Annotated in this window: 17 protein-coding genes; 7 read left to right on the top strand and 10 right to left on the bottom strand. The window is 64.9% G+C overall.

Annotation, left to right across the window (positions count from 1 at the left end):
- Positions 1-108 precede the first annotated feature (108 nt).
- Positions 109-1,254 carry an acyl-CoA dehydrogenase gene (locus QA600_RS11960; protein ID WP_278292172.1) on the top strand — a complete coding sequence of 382 codons (1,146 nt, stop codon included), beginning with the start codon at positions 109-111 and terminating at the stop codon, positions 1,252-1,254.
- 4 nt (positions 1,255-1,258) lie between these two features.
- Here the strand turns inward: QA600_RS11960 and QA600_RS11955 are convergent, their stop codons facing one another.
- From QA600_RS11955 to QA600_RS11945, 3 genes are read right to left on the bottom strand one after another with little or no spacing between them, the layout of a single operon-like run.
- Positions 1,259-1,474 carry a hypothetical protein gene (locus QA600_RS11955; protein WP_278292171.1) on the bottom strand — a complete coding sequence of 72 codons (216 nt, stop codon included), beginning with the start codon at positions 1,472-1,474 and terminating at the stop codon, positions 1,259-1,261.
- Positions 1,475-1,503: 29 nt separating this feature from the next.
- Complete coding sequence (locus QA600_RS11950; RefSeq protein ID WP_278292170.1) at positions 1,504-1,791, bottom strand: PadR family transcriptional regulator; 288 nt, start codon at positions 1,789-1,791, stop codon at positions 1,504-1,506.
- Positions 1,792-1,822: 31 nt separating this feature from the next.
- Positions 1,823-2,755: a DUF3267 domain-containing protein gene (locus QA600_RS11945; RefSeq protein WP_278292169.1), complete on the bottom strand. Its 933-nt coding sequence runs from the start codon at positions 2,753-2,755 to the stop codon at positions 1,823-1,825.
- 88 nt (positions 2,756-2,843) lie between these two features.
- Here QA600_RS11945 and QA600_RS11940 point away from each other — a divergent pair, with 88 nt between their 5' ends.
- The 5 genes from QA600_RS11940 to QA600_RS11920 all read left to right on the top strand — a co-directional run bounded on the left by QA600_RS11940 (position 2,844) and on the right by QA600_RS11920 (position 7,020).
- Positions 2,844-3,149 carry a hypothetical protein gene (locus tag QA600_RS11940; RefSeq protein WP_278292275.1) on the top strand — a complete coding sequence of 102 codons (306 nt, stop codon included), beginning with the start codon at positions 2,844-2,846 and terminating at the stop codon, positions 3,147-3,149.
- A gap of 110 nt (positions 3,150-3,259) precedes the next feature.
- Entirely contained in the window at positions 3,260-4,705 is a 1,446-nt protein-coding gene (locus tag QA600_RS11935) for a heme o synthase (protein ID WP_278292274.1), read from the top strand.
- Between the two features lie 58 nt (positions 4,706-4,763).
- Positions 4,764-5,408, top strand: a complete 645-nt coding sequence (locus QA600_RS11930; RefSeq protein ID WP_278292168.1) for a thioredoxin domain-containing protein — start codon at positions 4,764-4,766, stop codon at positions 5,406-5,408.
- 115 nt (positions 5,409-5,523) lie between these two features.
- On the top strand, positions 5,524-6,300 hold the full coding sequence (locus QA600_RS11925) for an endonuclease/exonuclease/phosphatase family protein (RefSeq protein ID WP_278292167.1): 777 nt from the start codon (positions 5,524-5,526) through the stop codon (positions 6,298-6,300).
- 69 nt (positions 6,301-6,369) lie between these two features.
- Entirely contained in the window at positions 6,370-7,020 is a 651-nt protein-coding gene (locus QA600_RS11920; protein WP_278292166.1) for a phospholipase D family protein, read from the top strand.
- A 58-nt stretch (positions 7,021-7,078) separates the two neighbouring features.
- On the opposite strand, the gene QA600_RS11915 is transcribed toward QA600_RS11920, so the two are convergent.
- Entirely contained in the window at positions 7,079-8,083 is a 1,005-nt protein-coding gene (locus QA600_RS11915) for an aldo/keto reductase (protein WP_278292165.1), read from the bottom strand.
- 190 nt (positions 8,084-8,273) lie between these two features.
- Between QA600_RS11915 and QA600_RS11910 the strand changes: the two genes are divergently transcribed.
- Positions 8,274-9,761: a geranylgeranyl reductase family protein gene (locus tag QA600_RS11910; RefSeq protein WP_278292164.1), complete on the top strand. Its 1,488-nt coding sequence runs from the start codon at positions 8,274-8,276 to the stop codon at positions 9,759-9,761.
- 66 nt (positions 9,762-9,827) lie between these two features.
- On the opposite strand, the gene QA600_RS11905 is transcribed toward QA600_RS11910, so the two are convergent.
- The 6 genes from QA600_RS11905 to QA600_RS11880 form a co-directional block, all read right to left on the bottom strand.
- Positions 9,828-10,781 (bottom strand): TIGR03557 family F420-dependent LLM class oxidoreductase, encoded by a 954-nt coding sequence (locus QA600_RS11905; protein WP_278292163.1) that lies wholly within the window; start codon positions 10,779-10,781, stop codon positions 9,828-9,830.
- A 61-nt stretch (positions 10,782-10,842) separates the two neighbouring features.
- The gene (locus tag QA600_RS11900) at positions 10,843-11,088 is read right to left on the bottom strand and encodes a hypothetical protein (RefSeq protein ID WP_278292162.1); all 246 of its coding nucleotides are present in this window, start codon (positions 11,086-11,088) and stop codon (positions 10,843-10,845) included.
- Between the two features lie 312 nt (positions 11,089-11,400).
- Positions 11,401-12,594, bottom strand: a complete 1,194-nt coding sequence (locus QA600_RS11895) for a NosD domain-containing protein (RefSeq protein WP_278292161.1) — start codon at positions 12,592-12,594, stop codon at positions 11,401-11,403.
- A gap of 379 nt (positions 12,595-12,973) precedes the next feature.
- On the bottom strand, positions 12,974-14,053 hold the full coding sequence (locus tag QA600_RS11890) for an ABC transporter permease subunit (RefSeq protein WP_278292160.1): 1,080 nt from the start codon (positions 14,051-14,053) through the stop codon (positions 12,974-12,976).
- Positions 14,050-15,048 (bottom strand): sugar ABC transporter permease, encoded by a 999-nt coding sequence (locus QA600_RS11885; protein WP_005553502.1) that lies wholly within the window; start codon positions 15,046-15,048, stop codon positions 14,050-14,052. Before QA600_RS11885 ends, QA600_RS11890 begins: the two co-directional genes overlap by 4 nt.
- Before the next feature lie 9 nt (positions 15,049-15,057).
- The gene (locus QA600_RS11880; protein ID WP_278292159.1) at positions 15,058-16,356 is read right to left on the bottom strand and encodes an extracellular solute-binding protein; all 1,299 of its coding nucleotides are present in this window, start codon (positions 16,354-16,356) and stop codon (positions 15,058-15,060) included.
- Positions 16,357-16,377: the final 21 nt, after the last annotated feature.

Below are 16,377 nucleotides of genomic sequence, written 5' to 3'. Positions count from 1 at the left end.
ATCCGACCGAAGCGCTCGTCTCGCCGCCCGGAAACGCCGAACGACGGGCCGGAAGCCGACATCCCCGTGGAGAGACAGTAATAAATAATCAACTCGCAATATCTGCGTATGGAGTTTGCACTCTCGACCGAGCAGCGCCAGATTCGGGATATGGTCTCGGAGTTCGTCGACGAGGAGGTCGTCCCCGTCGCGAGCGAGATCGATCACGACGACGAGTTCCCCGCCGACCTCGTCGACGAGATGGCCGAGCTGGGGCTGATGGGGATGCCGTTCCCCGAGGAGTATGGCGGCGCCGGACTCGACTACCACTCCTACGCGATCGGCCTCGAGGAGATCTCGCGGGGTTCGGGCGGCCTGGGAACGGTCGTCGCCGCCCACATCTCGCTGGCGGGTAACATGCTCTACGAGTTCGGCGACGAGGCCCAGAAGGAGGAGTACCTGACGCCGCTTGCCGAGGGCACCGACGTCGGCGCGTTCGCGCTCTCGGAGGCCGGCGCAGGCAGCGACGTACCGGCGATGGAGACCACCGCCGAGAAAGAGGGCGACGAGTACGTTATCGACGGCGGCAAGCTCTGGATCTCGAACGGCTCGGTCGCCGACACCGTCACCGTCTTCGCCAAGACCGATCCCGACGCGGGCAACAGGGGGATCTCGTCGTTCGTCGTCCGCCCCGACGAGGATGACGGCTTCCACGTCGAGGGTACCGAGGAGAAGCTCGGCGACAAGGGCTGTCCGACCGCGGAACTGCGCTTCGACGACCTCCGGATTCCCGAGGACCGCCTGCTCGGCGAGGAGGGCGAGGGGTTCGTCCAGGCGCTGAAGACCCTCAATGGGGGGCGGATCACCATCGCGGCCCGCGGGGTCGGCATCGCCCGCGCAGCCCTGGACGAGGCTCGCGACTACGCCAACGAGCGCGAACAGTTCGACCAGCCGATCGGCGAGTTCCAGGCGATCAAACACAAGCTCGCCGACATGGACACGAAGATCCAGGCCGCGAAGCTGCTCATGCACAAGGCCGCCGACCGGAAGATCCGCGGCGAGGACTACATCAAGGCCTCCGCCCAGGCCAAGCTGTACGCCTCCGAGGTGAGCCGCGAGGTCGCGAATGAGGGGATCCAGATCCACGGCGGGTACGGCTACACCAAGGACTTCCCCGCCGAGCGGTTCTACCGCGACGCCAAGCTCAACGAGATTTATGAGGGCACGAGCGAGGTGCTGCGGAACACGATCGGCGATCAGGTCCTCGAAGAGTAGGGGATCAGTCGGCCGTTCGCTCCTCGTCCCGCTCGGCGGCCGCGTCGGATCCCCCCATCGCGTAGGGGACCGTCACGGCGGCCAGGATCGCCGCGCCGAACACCGATCCGAAGATCGCGTCTGAACCGAGTGCGGTCGCGAGGCCCAGCGCGGCGCCCACGAGAATCACGAGCAGCAGGATGATCGCGTTTAATTGTCTCTTCAGCCGAGTGTCAACCATGCTTACTACTATGCGATCGAACACATATGCTATTCGGCCGTCTCCTCGATACACGTCCGAACCCACTCGCCGTGTTCGCGAACCCGCCGCTCGCCAGTCTCGGTCAGCGCGTAGACGTCGTGGAGCCCCTCCGTCCGTTTCTCGACGAACCCCGTCTCGAGCAGCGCCGACAGCGAGCCGTAGAACGACTTCGGCTCGAGGCGCTCGTCGTAGTGGGACTCGAGGCGGGACTTGAGTTGCTGGCCACGCAGTTCGCCCTCGGCCGCGAGCAGGAAACAGAGATCCCGCCGCCGGCCGCTCTGGAGCCACTTGCTCATACCAGGCGATCGATCCGCGCTCGCTCGAGCGTTACGGTTTCGCGAGTCCGTTTCGGACGGCGCCGGCGATCGCCAAGGCGAGTCCCCCGCCGACGGTTACCGCGGCGAGGTATCGAGCGCCGACCTCGAGGACGACGACCCCCGTGTACATCTCGTGGCGAAGCAGCGTCCACCCACCGAGATCGACGACGACGGTCCCCGTGCCGACCGCGAGCGATCGAAAGACCAGGCCGACCAGGATCGCCGCGAGCGCGACCGCCGTTGCCGCAGCGCCGACGGCGGTTCGCGAGAGGAACTCGCGTCCGGGGAGCCGTTCGACGGGGTTCCGTTCGGACCCGCCTGGGCCTGCGGGAGGGTAGATCCCGAACCCTCGAGCGTCCGCTCGCGGGTGATCGCCGACGCGCACGTCGGCCGGATACCGCCAGAGCGCGAGCGCCATCCAGAGGTCGCCGACCGAACCCGCCGCGTTGACCGCCAGCGGGACGAGCCAAATCGGGGACGGGTGGATCGCCATCGCGAGCAACCCCGCCGCGGTACCGATTCCGAGCGGTGCAAGGAGGACGACGAGGAGCTGGTTCCGTCCGTAGCTGGCGGCGCCGCCTCGAGCGTAGGCATAGGGAAAGACGAGCGAGACGCCGATCCCGTAGGATGGCGAGTCGCCGTAGCGGGCCATGAACAGCCCGTGGACGAGTTCGTGGGCGACGACCGAGAGCACCCCGAGTCCGATCGCGGCGAGCAGGGTCGGCCCGCCGTAGGACAGCATCCCGATCGAGAGGACGATCGGCTCGAGGGTGGCTCCGTGGATCGCGGCGAGGACGACGCCGAACGCGTACGCCGACGCGAAGAAGCCGACGACCGAGACGAGAACTAGTCCGACGGCGACCGACCGACTGAGCCGAACCGTCTCGATCGGCCCGAGCGAGGCGCCGTCGATTGCGGTTCCGCTCGGCGTCGCAGCTGACACGCTCTCTCCTCTCGTGAGCGAGGCGAAAGGGGTGTCGGTCGCCGACGAAACCGACAGCTTCCCGGTTATCGACTCCACAGATGGGGGTATGACCGACGACGATCAAACCGCCGAGGCGAACGGGATCAGAGCAAGCTACGAGGTGGTCGACGGCGAGCGACGCCTCTCCTTCGAGACGACCGACGCCAGCGAGGGAGCCCGAGCCGGTTCGACGGCGGCGATCGCCCAGAACCTCGAGGGGTACGCCATGCTGAAGGTGCGCCCGACGGCGGCGGGCGACGAGCTCGAGCGCTACTACGGCTTCGATATGGCGCTCGATCACGTCGGCGAGCTGCTCGGCGTCTCGCCCTGCGAGCTCCCGGTGCCGGAGGCCGCTGCTGACATGGGAATGTAAGCGGAAGACCGGAGTTGTTCGGTCGGCGACCGAACGGAGCCGGGCAAGCGGGTTCGCCGGCGAAAAAAGCGGGAACCCTAAATACGCGGAGTCGAACGGTGTAGACGAGAATAGCCGTGGCAACCGACCCGTTTCCCCGTCCGATTCGGACGCGTCGTCGTTTCTCCGCACTGCTCGCAGCGACCGCCCTCGGCGTCTACCTGCTGTTGATCATCGGTGCCACGACGTCGATTACGAACGCGGCGACGGCGTGTTCGACGTGGCCGGCCTGCCACACCCCTGTCGATCCCCTGAGCCAGACCGATCTGGCGATCGCCTGGGGCCACCGCCTCGCCGCCGTCCTCGTCGGAGCGCTCGTCGCCGCGTCCGTAGTCACTGCGATGCTCGGTGCGGCCTCGAGCCGCGTTATGGCCGTCCTGGTCGTCGGCGCCGTCCTCTACGTCGTGCAGGTCGGCGTCGGCGCCGCGACCGCCACGCTCGGTCCCGCCGCGATCGTTCCCGGCCTCCACCTCACGCTGGGCGTCGTGATCTTTACGACCGTCGTCCTGGCGCTCGCCTGGGACCTCGAGCTTGCCACCGGCAGTGAGGACGATATCATCGAGACGCCAGAGCCGATCGATCCCGAGCCGTCCGCGACGGCCGGGGGAGGCCGAACGCTTCCCTCGAGCCGGCTCGCCCGCACCCGGCTGACCGCCTTCGCCTACTTCAAGATGATGAAGCCCCGCCTGATGTGGCTGCTCTGTCTCGTCGCCGCCGCGGGGATGGCCCTGGCCGCGGGCCCGGCGCTCGACCGCTACACGATCGTCGCCACGCTCGGCGGCGGCGTCCTCGCGATCGGCGCCTCGGGGACGTTCAACCACGTCTTAGAGCGCGACGTCGACCAGCGGATGTCCCGCACGGCCGATCGGCCGCTGGCGACCGACCTGATCCCGGTTCGAAACGCCCTGCTGTTCGGGCTGTTCCTGACCGCGGCCTCGCTGACGGTCTTCCTGACGATCAACGCGCTCGCGGCCGCGCTCGGCCTCGCCGCGATCATCTTCTACAGCGTCGTCTACACGCTGTTGCTCAAACCCAACACCGTCCAGAACACGGTGATCGGCGGCGCCGCGGGCGCGCTCCCGGCGCTGATCGGCTGGGCCGCGGTCACGAACGAGATCGGCCTCCCGGGGCTCGCGCTGGCGGGCGTCATCTTCCTCTGGACGCCGGCGCACTTCTACAACCTCGCGCTGGCGTACAAGGACGACTACGCCCGCGGCGGGTTCCCGATGATGCCCGTCGTTCGGGGCGAGACCGAGACCCGAAAACACATCGTTTACTACATCGCCGCGACGCTCGCAGGGACGGTCGCGCTCGCCTGGATTGCCAACCTGGGCGCGCTGTACGCGGCGACGGTCCTCGTCTTCGGCGGGATCTTCCTCTGGAGCGCCGTCGGCCTCCACTTCGAGCAGACCGAGGCCGCGGCGTTCCGGTCGTTCCACGCCTCGAACGCGTTCCTCGGCGCGGTGCTGGTCGCGATCCTCGTCGACGCGCTCGTGCTGACGACGCCGGTGTTCTGAGGATCGCTCGAGCGAGAAGCGTCACCGATAACAGGCCCGACTCCCTACGTTCGGCCGAATGAACCGCCGCTCGTTTCTCACTGCTACCGCCGTGACCGGATCGGTCGCGCTCGCCGGCTGTACGGCGCTGTTCGGCGCGTCGCTCCCCGACGAACTTGACGGCGTCGACTCCGACCCCGACCAGCTCCCGACGCCGACGGTCGGCTCGGGGACCGTTTCGATCGACGTCTACGAGGACCTCGCCTGCCCGAGCTGTCAGGAGTTCCAAGCCGCCGTCTTCCCCGAGCTCGAGGCTCGCCTCCTCGAGGACGACGGGGCGACCTACCGTCACCACGACTTCCCACTGCCGGCCGACGAGGAGCGGTCGATCCCGATGGCAAACGCCGCGCGGGCGGTCCAGTCGGCGTCCGGGAGCGAGGACGATCCGGGGGAGTTCTTCCAGTACAAGCGGTTCGCGATGGACGCGGGGACGCCGAGCGACGAGGAGCTGGTCGAGATCGCAGATGCGGAGACCGACGTCGACCCCTCGGTCGTCGAAGACGCCCTCGAGGAGAACAGCTACTACCCGACGCTGGCCGCCGGGTGGGAGGATGCCGACGACCGGGGCGTCGACCGTACCCCGACGGTGTTCGTCGACGACGAGGAAGTCGAGGATCCGCTCGACGCCGACGAGATCATCACGATGGCCGAGGACGCCAACTGAGCCGCGCAGTGTCACTGTCTCCTCGGGACGGTTCACGCCGGGCGGCAAGCGGTGAAACGCTCATATCGATCCAGTGCTAATGCGCGATACCTGGCTCTCGGCCAGTTCGTCTCGCATGAAGATCCTCACTTGTAACGCCGGCTACCTGCTTGGATATCAGAACATCCTCGGGGGGTACGTCCCGCCGCCGATACCCTCGCTGCTCGGTGATACGGAGATCGAACGCCGAAAGCTCGAGCAGCTCGCGTCGATCATTGACCGCGAGCGACCCGACGTGGTTTCGCTGCTCGAGGTCGACCGGGGCTCTCACCGGACGGCCACCGACAGCCAGCTTCGGACGCTCGTCGAGTCGCTTCGCGATCGAAATCTCTCCTACGAGGGCGCCGCTGCGAACAAGTACGGCGATGGAACGATCGTGGAGTCGCTGCCGTTCTACAGTCACCTCGGCAACGCGGTCCTCTCGCGGTTCGATTCGGCGGTGACGACGCACTACCTCGCCGCCGGTCGCAAACGGCTCGTCATCGAGGTCGACCTCGGCGAAACTGTGCTGTTCGCGGTGCACCTCTCGCTCGGCGCGCGAAGCAGAGCCCGCCAGCTCGACCAGCTCTCGGAGCTAATCGCGCGACGAGCCGACGACCGGGACGTCGTCGTCACCGGTGATTTCAACACCTTCGCAGAGAACGGTGCGCTGGCCGACTTCACCGATCGGACCGGACTCGAGCTTCGCGTTCCCGGCGAAACCGTTCCGCCGCGGCCGCTCGACGACCTGTTCGTTGACTCGCGCAGCCTCGATCTGTTCTGCTGTTCATCGTCGATCGACGTCGAGCGGTGTGACGTCCTCGATGTACAGCTGTCCGATCACCGACCGATCGTCCTCGAGACGACCGGCTAACCGCCTCCCTGGAAGCTGAAACGATACCGATCCTTCAATAGTAGCAGTAGCGGAAATGTTCCTAGTGATATGATCGAAGTCGAACCGAGCGTCGGCGTTCTGGCGACCGATTCCTCCGACCGACGGTTTCAGAACGCTCTCTCCGAGCTGTTTACTGGCGACGGTACGATCTATCTGGTCAGCGGCTACTTCACCTATCAGGGATATCTCTCGATTCGCGACGACATCGTTTCGTTTCTCGAGCGCTCCAGGAACAACGAGCTGGTCGCGATCGTCGGTCCCGCGTCGGACCAGTTCTCGGCCCGGATCGCTCACGACCTCTGGTCGCTCGACGAGCACGATCAGGTACAGCTGTACAAACAGCCGAAGGGACTTCACGCGAAGCTCTACCTGCGCAACGGGCCGAACCCGACGTGTATCGTCGGCTCCGGGAACATCACCCAGGTCGCCTTCGAGTACAATATCGAGCTCAACGTCGAGCTGACGCGACCGAGCATCGATCACCCCGATCTACGGCCGTTTTACGAGTGGCTCCAGGATACGGTCGCGGCGTCTCAACCCCTTCGGCGGCGCGATATCCTGAGCCCCGTTCAGATCGGGAGCTCGTTCGTTAACTGGTCGAACAAGGCGCGGCTGCTCCCGCTTCGAGACGTTGCGCTCAGGGTCGTCCCCGTCCTGCTCCTCGTCGTGTTGCTCGCGAGCGTCTTTCGCTTCGTTTGAACGCTCGCACCTGTCTCGACGGATGCAACGCGAAGGTCCGCAAGTTCATTCGAGGTGGTTAGTTCTCAGTGGCCGTCCGCGCCGCGTCGATCCGCTCGAGCTGCTCGCCGCTGAGTTCGACGTCGACGGCACCGACGTTCTCCTCGAGTTGGTCGGGCGAGCGCGCGCCGACGATCGGCACGCAGGTAAAGCGGTCCTGGTCCATGAGCCAGCGCAGCGAGACCTGCGCGGGGGAGGCATCGACCTCGTCGGCGACCGACTCGACAGCCTCGAGGACGTCCCACGCCCGGTCGGTCGCGTAGCGGTCCTCGAAGAGGTCGTCCAGGCTGCCCCGCGAGCCGTCGGGGGCCTCGACGCCGCCGTCGTCGGTGCGCTCGTACTTGCCCGTCAGGAACCCACCGGCCAGCGGCGAGTACGGGCAGACGGCGAGCTCCCGGTCGGCACAGACGTCGAGGTAGTCGCCGACGGCGTCGTAGTGGGCGGCGTTGACCATCGGCTGGGTGACGTCGAAGCGCTCGAGTCCCTCGACGTCGCTGGTCCACAGCGCCTTCGTGAGCTGCCAGGCGGCCATCGTCGACGCGCCGAGGTGGTTGACCTTCCCCTCGCGGACGAGGTCGGTGAGGACGGACATCGTCTCCTCGATCGGGGTCTCGTCGTCCCAGCGGTGGATGTAGTACAGGTCGAGGTAGTCGGTGCCGAGTCGCTCGAGCGTGCCCTCGATCTGGGCGCGGATGTGTTTGCGACCGAGCCCCGAGTCGTTCGGTCCGGGGTCGCCCCAGCCGTCGAACTCGAAGTACACCTTCGAGGCGATGACCAGATCCTCGCGATCCTGTCCCTCGAGCCACTCGCCGATCCACTCCTCGCTGGTGCCGTCGGGGGTGCCGTAGACGTTGGCGGTGTCGATGAAGTTGATCCCGTGGTCGACGCAGGCGTCGAGCAGTTCGTGGGCCTCCTCGCGGGTCGTCTCGTTCTCGAGGTCGCCCGTCGAGCGACCGAACCGCCAGGTGCCGAAACACAGCTGGGAGACGGTCGTGCCCGTGTTGCCGAGCGTGGTGTACTCCATGCTCGAGGGTTTCGCTGCGAGTGGTAAAACGGATTGGGCTGCGGAAAGGGGGTCGGAAACTCGAGACGCCGACCGTCGCGGTTACTCCCTCCGCCAGAGCGGTCTCGCTGTGGGCTGCCAACTCGTCCCCTCCACCACCGCAAGAGCAAGAGTTACGTTCCGTATTTCCCAAGGCATGAACAGTAACCCAATGGTGGACAGCCAACACGACGTGATCGTCGTCGGGGGTGGGATAGCGGGCTGTTTTGCGGCGGCGACAGCAGCAGCCGAGGGAGTCGACGTCGTCCAACTGGAACGAAAACCCCGCGAAGAGGGCGGGTTTATCGCCTGTGGCGACGCGATAAAGAGTCCTCGAAATCCGACCAACTATCCGGGGCCGATCGACATGGACGCGGTTGCGAACGACGAATCGGTCCTGATCGACAACAACATCGACCAGATCGAGTGGTGGGACGAGGACCTCGGCGTGCGGAAGGTGTTGCCCTACCAGAACGGGAGCAACGTTATCGACCGATACGAGTTCGGCCAGCGCCTGCTCGAGCAGGCCGCTGATCACGGCGTCGAACAGCACTACGACACGGTGGTCAACGAGGTCGTTCAGGACGGTCGCGTCACCGGCGTCAAGGCGATCCGTGCCGGCGAGCCGGTCACCTACGAGTGTGACGTGTTGATCGACACCGCGGGCGCACAGTCGATCCTGCAGGACATGGTCGACTTCGAGGCGCTCGACACGCCCGCCGAGCCGACGTTCGAGATGCCCCACTACACCCACTTCGGGTCGGCCTACCGCGAGATCATCGAGACCGAGGAGCCGGTCGACTACCACAACGCGATCGTCGGCAAGCCGCTCGAGGAGATGGGCTACATCTGGTACTTCCCGCGCACGCCGACGCAGATCAACGTCGGCCTCGGGTTCCAGATGAACAAGGAGCCGATCCCGCTCGCCGACCGTCTGCGCCGCGACGTCGAGAGCCGGCCCGAGTTCCGCGGTGCGAGCGTCGCCGAGCGGTTCGATAGGAAGAACAAACTCGGCTCGGCGATCGCCCTCCGGCGCCCGCTGGACTCGATGGTCGCCCCCGGCTACCTGACCGCGGGCGGCGCGGCGGGGACGACCCACCCGATCACCGGCAAGGGGATCCGCGGGGCGGCCTACTCCGGCTACTCCGCCGGGCGCGCCGCCGCCCTCGCGGTCGAAGACGGCGACGTCTCCGAGGCCGGGCTCTGGGAGCACAACCGCTGGCTGTACCGCGAGCACGGCGAGGCCGCGAAGCTCGCCTCGTGGGACGCGTACAACGTCGCCGCGAGCTCCATCGACGTGAGCGTCCTCCGAGCCGTCACCGCGTTGCTTCCCGAGAAGGAGCTCCGGGAGATCGTCGGCACGTCGACCGAGGTGGACGGACTCAAGAGCAAGCTGCTGGTGGGTGCTGGCGTCCTCAGGAACTTCGCGACGGAGACCCGCAAGGGTACCTTCGACGAGCTCGGCGTGGACAGGACCGAACTGTACGAGGCGGTCCTCGGCCTCAAGCGAACGCGGGACTACGTCTCCGAGTACGAACGACGGTACGAGGCCTATCCGGCGGAGCGTTCGTCGTTCGAACGCTGGCGCTCCGAGCGCGACCGTCTCGACCGGGAGTTCTATGACGCCCTCGAGCTCTCCCCCGACGAGCGCAAGTACTGAGACGCCGGCTCGAGTTGGGTACGCGGTTTTCGCACCGATAGGACGTCGGCGGTGGACTCGAGCGTTTCAGAACGACGGCAACACTTCTTCCTCGTAGAGCTCGATCGCCGACTCCTGGTCCGGACCGACCTGGTGGTAGTGGACGTGGTCGTAGCCGGCGTCGACCGCCTGCTCGATGCTGTCGATGTGGTCCTGCGGGTCCGGACTGGTCGTCGTCCCCGACTCGGCGATGTCCTCCTTCTCGACCATCTGGGCGGCCTGATCGAAGTGAGCCGGCATCGGCAGCTCCTGGCCGAGTTCGCCCGGAACCGAGCCGTTCGGCCAGTACTCGTAGACCGTCTCGACGGCCTCCTCCTCGCTGTCGGCGTAACAGCCGTGCAGCTGGGTGTACTTCGGTCCGTCGCCGCCAGCGTCCTCGTAGGCCTCGACTGGCTCTTCTTTCGGCCCTGAACACCAGAGCCCGTCGGTGTTGTCGGCGACCCACTGGGCGGTCTGGGGCCCGAACGCGCTCCCGATCGTCGTCGGCTGCTCGTCGGGGCAGGTGTACAGGCGGGCGTTCTCGACCGTGTAGTGTTCGCCGTGGTGGCTCGTCGTCTCACCGGTCCAGAGCTGCTCCATCACGTCCATCGCCTCGTCGAGCTTCTCGAGGCGGACGTCGTGTTCGGGCCAGCGCTCGCCCGTGACGTGTTCGTTCAGGTTCTCGCCCGTACCGACCCCGAACGTAAAGCGGTCGCCGAACATCTCGTCGACGGTCGCGACCGCGTGGGCGACGTTGAGCGGGTGAATCCGGGTCGTCGGACAGGTGACGCCGACGCCGACCTCGATGTCGTCCGTCGCGGTCGCGATCCCGCCCAGCGTCGACCAGACGAACGGGGACTCCCCCTGGGCCGGAACCCACGGGTGGAAGTGATCCGAGATCGAGAGGAAGTCGAAGCCGGCCGTTTCGGCCCGCTGTGCGATGGAAACGAGCTCGTTCGGCTCGTGTTCCTCGCTCGAGAGCGTGTATCCGAGTTGAACCATCGACTCGGGATAGCACGAACGCGCGTCTAACGGTTGGCCCTGCGAAAGCAAGAAGCGAACCCTACTTGAGGCGGTAGACGTTCGCCTCGTAGGGTCGAAACTCGGCACCGGTCGGATTCGCGGGCGACTCGCCGTAGACCAGCACGTCCTCGGCGCCCCGCAGCTCGATCAGCCGGTGGTAGAAGTGCCAGCTCGAGTCCTCGTCGGCGAGCGCGGCCTCGGCGTTGACTCTCGAACGGTTCTCGTTCACCTTGAGCCAGGGTTCGCCGTCGGTGAAGCCGGTTCCCGGCAAGTCGTCCCACTGCATTGGCGTCCGCGCGTGGTCCCGGCTCCGGTAGTTGACGAACCATTCGTCTGTAGCTAATACTCCATCCGTGTTCGATTACGGAGCGAAACCGACAGACCCAGCGTTTTGATGAGGTAATTGTCACACTCCACTGTGCGGCTTACACCGAGGACTACTACCGGCCCGTCGGAATCTCATCCAGGAGAACGTCGAGCGGTTCGTCGAGGACGAGGCGGCGACGAACCGGGTGGTGTGATCGTTCGCGGGATCGATTGCGGGAGCTGTCGAGAACTCTACCACGTCCACGGGCCGCCCTCTCCGTATTCGGAGCGATTACTCGGTCGTGTACTCGACGCTGTTGTCCGTCCCGTCGTCGATGAGTTCCGCGTCCTCGTTGTCGACGAGGACGTTCCCACTTCCTGTATTATCGGCCGATTCCTCGTCGAACAACAGCCCCGCCTGACCGTTCTCGGCCGCGACGTTGTCCTCGAGGACGTACGCACGGCCGCTGACCTGGATTCCGGACAGTTCGTTCGCCGAGGCCGTGTTCGCCTCGAGACGGCCCGCCACGCCCTCGACAGTGATCCTGGACGCGGCGTTGTCGGTGACCTCGTTCTCCCGGAGCAGGGTCCCGGACCCGGAGATCCTGCAACCGAACCCTCGCGTGTCGCGCACCTCGTTGCCGACGAGTTCGTTCCCCGTTCCCGACACCTCGACGCCGATCAGGTCGGCTCCTGTAGCGGTGTTGTCACGGATCGTGTTCTCGTCGTCCTCTCGAAGGACGATATTCCGGAAGTTATCGCGGACGGTGTTTCGCTCAATTTCGTTGTCGTCCGAGCCGTCAAGTTCGACGCCGATCTGATTGTCGTCGAACGTGTTTTCCTCGATCGCGTTCCGGTTCGAGTGGAGCAGTTCGATTCCGCGACTGAGGGGATGGCTCCCGTCGCTGCTGGTGTTTTCGGTGATCGTATTCTCGTCCGACTCGAATAGCGCGATCCCTCGCCTCCGGTTTCGGATCCCCTCGTTGTCGATAACCGTGTTCGCGGTCGACGCTTCGAGAGCGATGCCGACGTTGTTCTCGCAGGTCGTCGTCGCACTGATTCGGCCGTTCCGTACCCGAACGAAGTGAACTCCCGCTTCGAAGTTCTCGACGGTCACGTTCGAGAGCGTTCCCATACCAGGTGGTGTCGTCCCTATGCCGGCGGTCTCCGGGTTCGGACGGTCGGGATCCGGGAGCGGACGGTCCCTGGGTCGGGTGATCGTGTGCCCGCGCCCGTCGAGCGTGACGTTGCTTGCTCCGATCGTGAGACCCGATTCGCCGTCCGGAGCTTCCAGATCGGCGCCGAGGACGTAGTCGCCCGGTTCGGTGATCGTTGTACACTCCGTGATGACGGTCGGGTCGTCCTCGTCAGTCCCGTCGGCGCTGGCGCTCGTGCCGAGCGCGACTAACCCCGCCGTGGCGACGGTTCCTCGACGCAGCATCGTTCGTCGGCCGAGACTCGACTCGTTCACACTGTCGTCTCGCATAGTCAAATCCCGACACGGCGCCCGTATTGTTGCCGATTATTTATACATTTACACAACAGTTGGTTGAGCGAGAATTCGTCGAAAAGTTACTATCAGACCAAACCATTCGTCTTTAGCTGAGCCTCACACCTCGGTTGCGTAGCGGTAGCGAGCGTCTCTTCTAAGATCGACCGTTGCTTGTGGATCTTCCGTGCCTCTTCGAGCAGCCGTCCCACCAGTGTTCCGACACCGACTCGAGGTCGGTAGCCGAAAACGCAAACGCAAACGCAAACGCAATCGCAGGCGAACCGGCGTCGGACCCGATCGTGAGAAGCAGCGGGGCGAAATGCGTCCGGAACGGGCGTACGACGTAGCGGTCGCCGAGTGGAGTCGAGAGGGGCTATCCCTTCGTACCGCCGAAGGAGAACCCGTCCTCGATGTAGCGCTGAGCGAACATGTAGATGAAGACGACCGGCGACGCGTAGACGAGTGCGAACGCTGAGAACTGTCCCCACGGGACGTTGTGTTCGTCGATGAGGGAGAACAACCCGACCGGCAGGGTGTAGTGTTCCGGCGAGAGGATCAGCTGGGCGATGATGAACTCCATCCAGCCCACGAGGAAGATGAATATGAAGATCGTGGCGATACCGGGCTTTGCCAGCGGCAACACGACCTCCCAGGCGACCCGGAACGGCGATGCGCCGTCCATGATCGCCGCCTCCTCCAGCGAGGTGGGGATCGAGTCCATGTAGGTCTTGAGCAGCCACGTGTTGAACGGCACGGCCATCGCCGCGTAGTAAAACGAGAGCACGAGCCGATTGTTCGTCACGCCCATACTCGAGAAGATGGTGTACAGGGCGATCACCGAGGCGATTCCCAGTCCGGCGCCGACCTGGGTGAACAGGATGTAGCCGTACAGGAGTTTCATCCGGCCCGCGAACTCCCGCCGCGAGAACGCGTAGGCGGCCGGGACGATCATCAGCATCGCGAACACGACCGTCCAGAAGCTGATGAACATGCTGTTGCGGAAGTACCGGGGGAAGTCAGACGTCGAGTCGACGTAGTTGCTCGCGTCCAGAAAGACGATTCGCGGCCACGAGATGTAGAACTCGACGTCGGTAAACGGGATGGTGATTCCGACGATCGCGCCGGGGATGGCAATATCGCCGATCACCCAGACGAACGCCGCGGGGTCGAACTGGCTGGGAATGAGTCCGGCGCTGTCGGTCGAGTACAGGGTCGCACCTTCTCCCTGGAGTGCGATGATGAAGATCCAGTAGACCGGGATCAACAGCACGAACACGAACACGATCGTCGCCAGCGTGGCGAGGACCGTCTTCGCGACGTCCAGCGGATCGATCGTTCCCCGTCGCATCCCGTCGACGGTGTAGGCGACGTCCTCGCGCCACTCCGCGGGCTTCTGGACGACGGTCCGGACGTCGTTACGGATCCTGTTCGAGAACCATTCGCGCACCGTCATGGACCGTCTACCCCCTCGGCGAGACGGCCTTTCCAGACTGCAACTATCATGAACGCTCCGATAAAGGCAACTGCCGACATCATGATCGCCGCACCGGCTCCGTAGGCGTTGAAGTTGAACGCCTCCTGGTAGCCGTGAAGGACGATCAGTTCGTTCGCACGGTTCGGTCCGCCCCGGTTGAACACATAGGGGATGAGAAACTGGGTAAACGAGGCTGCGGCTGTGAGGATCGCTGCGAACATCACCGGCCGTTTGATCGATGGCACGGTCACGTGCCAGAACCGATGGAAGTAGCCCGCTCCGTCAACCTTCGCCGCGTCCATGAGCTCATCCGAAACCGCTTGTAGGGCACTGACGGTGATAATCACCATGAACGGGTACGCCAGCCACATCTCCGTCAGGAGGTAGCTCGCGAAGGCCATCCACCGGTCGTTGAGCCAGGCCTGCTCACTGAATCCGAGGAAGATGACGGCCTGATTGGCCAGCCCGAACTGCGCGGAGCTGAAGATGCCGCTCCAGATCGTGATGGTGAAAATCGGTGGTAGTGCCCACGGGATAATGATGATCGAGCGCATGTACCGTCTTCCCTTCACCCGGTCGCTCGTCATGATCATCGCGATGCCGACGCCAAACAGCACCTTCAGCGCCACGCTACAGATGACGAACAGCCAAGTGACTCCCAGCGAGTTCCAGAACGTCGGATCGGAGAACACCGCGATGTAGTTCTCGAGACCGACGAACGACTCCTCGCCTCGAAGCCCGAAAAAGCCAGTCAGGCCGCCCGGCCCGTCCTGAAAGACGGTTGCCGGTTCCGCGTCCGTAAACGAGAGGTAGATCGTGTACGCGAGCGGGAAAAACATGAACAGGGAGAACGCTATCAGCCCCGGCAGAACGAGCAACAGCGGTCGGTGTTCCTCGAGACGATCCCTGACGTGTTCCGGAACGGTCGCCTGATAGCGCTCGCGTGTCCGATCTCCAACTGAAGAAAGACTCATGTGTCGAGTTCAGTCCCAGGCGTCCTCGATTCGGCTCTCGGCGTCGGCCATTGCGTCCGCGACCGACTTGTTCCCGTTCAGCGCCTCCCACCACTCGTCCTCGAGGGGCTCCCAGACCGGCTGGAAGTCCGGATCGGTCGGCATCGGCTCGCCCTGGTCGACCGCGGCGGCAAAGCCCTGGAGGTCGTCGCTGAGTTCGTCCTCCTCTTCACCGTCGTCGGCGAACGCGTTGTGGACCGGGATGAATCCGTGTTCGTCGGCCATCTGGGCGATAGCCGCGGTGTTCGTCGTGTACCACTCGGCGAACGCGCGGGCGGCCCCCGCACGCTCGTCGTCCTCGTCCATCGCGGCCGCGAAGTAGATGAGCTGCACGCCGGTGAACGGACTCGGCGTGTGTCCCTCGACCTCGGGCCACGGGGCGACGCCCCACTCGAACTCGTCTTCATCGAGCTGCCCGAGCTGCCAGGGACCGCTGAAGAGAAACGGTGCGTTCCCCTCGAGGAAGACGGCTTCCTGTGCTTCGCCATCGGGATCGTTTGGCATGTACTCCCAGACCTCCTCGAGAACGTACTCGAAGCCCTCGACCGTCTCGTCGTTCGTGAGGCCGAGTTCGCCCGAGTCGTCGTCGTAGTAGTAGCCGCCGAAACCGTGTGGGAGCGCGCTCACGTGGTAGGCGTCCATCGGCCAGCCCAGGCCGTAGGTTCCGCCGTCAGGGTCGTGGTGTTCCTCGGCGATCTCGAGCAGTTCGTCGAACGTCTCGGGTGGTTCGTCGACGTACTCCGTGTTGTAGATGAGTCCGACCGTCTCCGCAGCGTGAGGGAGGCCGTGGAGTTCGTCGTTGAACATTCCGGATTCGGCGTTCTCACCGAAGTATTCCTCGAGGTCGAAGCTCACTTCGTCCGACTGGTCACTCAAAAAGCCGTTCTGGTGGTAGTCGCCGATCCAGTCGTGGGCCCAGATGAACAGTTCGGGACCGTCACCGGCCGGAATCGCGGCCATCGTCTGCTCTTCGAGGTCCGAGATGTGATCGGGCGCGACGTCGGCGTCGAACTGGTCGTTGAACGACTCGAGGTGAGACTCGAAGTCGTCCTGCTCGCCGCCGGAGAGCGAGTGCCAGAGCGACGCATCGCCGGAGACACCGTCCGGCTCGACCGTTTCCCAGTCGTCGTGTTCCTCGTAGTCTCCGGCGTCGTCACCGTTTCCGTCGTCGTCTGACTCGGGCTCTTCGGTGCTGATACATCCCGCAAGGACGCCGACGGCGGAAGCGCCCGCGAGGTACTTCATCGTCGTTCTCCGATCCATGGTCATGGCGATACATGATGAATTATA

Origin of the sequence: Natronococcus sp. A-GB1 (assembly GCF_029688845.1) — an archaeon.
In the GTDB taxonomy this organism is placed as follows: domain Archaea; phylum Halobacteriota; class Halobacteria; order Halobacteriales; family Natrialbaceae; genus Natronococcus.
The sequence above is the reverse complement of the archived record's forward strand: the minus strand, read 5'-3'. Positions and strand labels throughout refer to the sequence as shown.